Source organism: Streptomyces sp. NPDC059564 (genome assembly GCF_042735575.1).
Taxonomy (GTDB): Bacteria; Actinomycetota; Actinomycetes; order Streptomycetales; family Streptomycetaceae; genus Streptomyces.
This window is the reverse complement of sequence record NZ_JBHWBP010000552.1, coordinates 1-3,371: the sequence shown is the minus strand read 5'-3', so window position 1 is coordinate 3,371 and position 3,371 is coordinate 1. Positions and strand designations below refer to the sequence as shown.

The 3,371-nt window shown below is 68.1% G+C and carries 4 protein-coding genes; 1 reads left to right on the top strand and 3 read right to left on the bottom strand.

Annotated features, from left to right (window positions below):
• Positions 1 to 320: 320 nt before the first annotated feature.
• Both ACFV0Q_RS39970 and ACFV0Q_RS39965 read right to left on the bottom strand, forming a co-directional pair.
• On the bottom strand, positions 321 to 635 hold the full coding sequence (locus ACFV0Q_RS39970) for a 4a-hydroxytetrahydrobiopterin dehydratase (protein ID WP_385012819.1): 315 nt from the start codon (positions 633 to 635) through the stop codon (positions 321 to 323).
• Position 636: 1 nt separating this feature from the next.
• Positions 637 to 1,881: a Twin-arginine translocation pathway signal gene (locus ACFV0Q_RS39965; RefSeq protein ID WP_385012817.1), complete on the bottom strand. Its 1,245-nt coding sequence runs from the start codon at positions 1,879 to 1,881 to the stop codon at positions 637 to 639.
• Positions 1,882 to 2,159: 278 nt separating this feature from the next.
• On the opposite strand from ACFV0Q_RS39965, the gene ACFV0Q_RS39960 reads away from it, so the two are divergent.
• Positions 2,160 to 2,462: a hypothetical protein gene (locus ACFV0Q_RS39960; protein ID WP_385012816.1), complete on the top strand. Its 303-nt coding sequence runs from the start codon at positions 2,160 to 2,162 to the stop codon at positions 2,460 to 2,462.
• Here ACFV0Q_RS39960 and ACFV0Q_RS39955 read toward each other — a convergent pair.
• Positions 2,459 to 2,962, bottom strand: coding sequence for a DinB family protein (locus ACFV0Q_RS39955; protein WP_385012814.1), 504 nt, complete (start codon positions 2,960 to 2,962; stop codon positions 2,459 to 2,461). The two genes, ACFV0Q_RS39960 and ACFV0Q_RS39955, sit on opposite strands and share 4 nt — an antisense overlap.
• Positions 2,963 to 3,371 lie beyond the last annotated feature (409 nt).

Genomic DNA, 3,371 nt, shown 5'->3' with positions numbered 1-3,371 from the left:
GGCCTACGGCCACCCTTGACCGACCGGCCCGCCACGGAAAAACGAAGACAGCCGGGAAACCCCCAAAAGAACGTTCACGGGGCAGGAGTCAAGAGGAGCGGCCCCGTCAGCGATGCGCGAGGCGTCTCCGCGCCCGGGTGGGCCCGAGATCCGGGCCCACAACCACCAATATCCAGGGCCGGAAGGGGCCTGACCACACCAGACAGCGAAATATCGAGCACCCGGCACCGACAGGCGCGTCAGCTCGCACCATGGTCCTCATTGCTCGGCGTCCGACGGCCGTCTGGGGCTGGGGTGGACTGATGACGCGTCCAGGTCGCTCAGTCCAGAGGGAGGGCCCGGTGCGCGGCGACGATCTCGTCGATCCGGCGTGCGAGGTCGAAATCCGCCGCAGTGAGACGGTGTCCGGCGTCGTGCGTGGTGATGGACGCCCTCAGATGGTCGATGCGGAGGTCGAGGTCCGCATGGTGCTGGATCCTGCGGGACCGGTCGGCGATGGTCACGATCGCGGCCACGGCGGCGTGGTAACGGATCTCGTACGCACGGGTGATCTCGTCACCCCTCCGCTCCCAGCCCGGCAGGCCGGCCAGGTGCTCAGCGATCGCGTCGTCGGAAAGCGGCTTCGGTACGCCCATGTCAGCTCCCCTTGCTCACAGGCGCCAGGATCTCTGCAAGGTCCCGGCCTACCGGGGCATCGTGCCACGGGCGCATGGCCCGTTCCAGGGTGACCAGTTCACGGAGCATCCGCGCGGACCGGGTCTCCATGGCGATCGCGACGGCTCCGCGAGCAATCTCGACGGCGTGATCGGGTTCCTGGGCTGCAGCGGCGGCGATGGCGTGCCGAGCCAGGTACACGCCGCGGTCCCGGCGCGCGGTCGGGGGCACGCCGTCGAGAACCTGCACCCAGAGCGATTCCGCTTCCCGGCCGAGGCCGAGTCGCCCGTAGCAAGTGGCACGCTGGACCTCCAGGTAGCCCGGAGTTCTCCGGCACGCGTTGCCCCAGGGCAGGTCGTCATCGATGCGGGGCAGCAGTCCGCTGGCGCTGTCGATGAGCCGGTCCACGGTGGCACGGTCGCCGGTAAGGCTGGCGCCGTGGGCCTGCTGCTGCATCGCCATGATGCGGACCTTGGGGAACAGCCCGTCCGACAGGTCGAGTGCGGCCTCACAGAGGTCGACGACTCCATGTCCGTCGCTCAGATCCGTACGCACCTGAGCCTGGTTCACCAAGCTGTACCCGATGAGCTGCGGGTCGCGGGACCTGACCGCTATTTCCTGCGTGACGCCCCTCCAAAATGTGGCGGCACCGAGATCGCCAGCGTCCTGGTAGAGCCAGCCGACGAGCGCCGCGTAAGCGGCTCCGACGCGAAGGAGACCTCGTCGTACCTCGCCCTTCGCAGAGCGCACGAGCTTGTCGATCAGTTGGTACTGCGCACTGACGGTACCGATCAGGTCGTGAGGGCCGAGGTACATGTCAGCCCGGTAGTGCCCTTCGAGCTGCTGCTCGAAGTAGTCGATGAGGGCGGGGTCGACGTGTTGGGGCGCGGTCGGCCCGGCGATCAGCGCCGCAGCGGTGACGGAGACGAACGACCTTCTGTTCACGTCTTCCTCTTGTGCCTCGGGGCGAATCCAACCGGCGGGCGTCGTAAATCCCAGGTCCTCGGGCCACCGGCCGAGCGCGTCGTGCAGCACGATCGCCGTGTCCTCCGGCGGCCAGCCTGGGCGCTCGCCCTCCCAGCGCCGCCAGGTCCGCGGTGACACTTCGAAGTGCCGGTCCTGGAGAAGCCTCTGTCCATGCTCGGAAAGGCGTTTCGCGGCCTGATCCACAGTCCGCCAACCGGCGCGGAGTCGCGCCGCTCGTAGCGCGTCATTGCGATGGCTCATGGACCCAGCTTGAGCTGTCATCGCGTCTGTCCCCGGCCGTGGCCGCAACGTGGCCACCCATGGCTGCGCGATGGCCTGTCTGCCCCGCTGCGTGTCGATTCATCATCGCCTTATGACCACAGACAACGCAGACGAACGAGGCGAGAGGTGGAACGCCTGGCCCTCGGCCGCCTTCTTGGCCGCGTTCTCGCCCGGACTCAGTCCCGAGCTGGCAGACCGCGCGGCCGCCGGATGGGAAAGGTTCCTACGCAGTGCCACCGAGGATGAGGAGCCGTCCGATGGCTGATCAGCACGAGTACGTGCCGCACCGGCTCCTACGCTGTCGCGTCCGCGATATCGCCTCCGGCGTCGAGGGCGAGCTGATGGCGGTGATCAACGAGAACGTCTCAGGCTCGATCGCCTACGAGCGCTGGGTGAAGCTGGCGTACATCCGGGGTGCGTCCGGCCGCGAGTTCACCACGGCCGTCGACAACGTCGAGCCTGCCCCAGCCCCGGCCGGCCGTCGGACGCCAAGCCGTGCGAAGGGCATGACGGCCGTGGGCGGCTCCGCAATCGCCGAACCGAAGAATCAGAGGGCCTAGCGGCCGGTCTTGCCGTCGAGCATCTCGCGCAGGATGTCCAGGTGCCCGTTGTGGCGGGCTGTCTCCTCGGTGAGGTGGAGGAGGATCCAGCGCAGGTCGACGTGGAGGCCCTTGCGGACGCGCTGGGCCCGAGCGTCCAGGCCGTTCCCGACGACCAGTTCGCGGTAGCGGGCGCTCTGTTCGGCGTATTCGTCGAGCAACTGGGTGAGCGGGAAGTCGACGGCGATACGCATCTCGCGGTCGGGATCCTCCTCGGTCCAGGGACCCAGGTCTTCCTCGCCGAGGAAGACCACCTGGAACCAGTAGTACTCGACCCAGCGGAGGTGGTTGATCACTCCGCTCATGGTCATCAGCGGTGAGCCCGGCAGGAGCGCCTTGCGAGCGTTCTCCGCGGAGACGCCATCGCACTTGGCGCGGGCGGTGGCACGTGTGTAGTCGAGAAACGTGGTGAGCTGGGTGCGCTCGTCCCACGCGGGCGGCGTGTCGTCGATTCTGGTCATCGCGCGAAGCGTCCACGATCACCGCGCCCGATGTCGAGGCATTTATCGACGGGCCCAACCTGCACGATCCGCCGGCCAGGCCCTGGCGATCGTGGGCCGCCTATGCCCAGCCCATCGCCGCCTGCAGACGCCGAGACATGAGGAGTACGTGGCGGGCTGGTGCGCCGTCGACTCCGCCGGATGTTCGTCATTTCGCTGTCTGGTGTGGTCAGGCCCCTTCCGGTCCTGGATTTGGTGGTTGTGGGCCCGGATCGCTGGCCCACCCGGGCGCGGAGACGCCTCGGGCATCGCTGACGGGGCCGCTCCTCTTCGCCCCTGCCCCGTGAACGTTCTTTTGGGGGTTTCCCGGCTGTCTTCGTTTTTCCGTGGCGGGCCGGTCGGTCAAGGGTGGCCGTAGGCCATCGCGAAG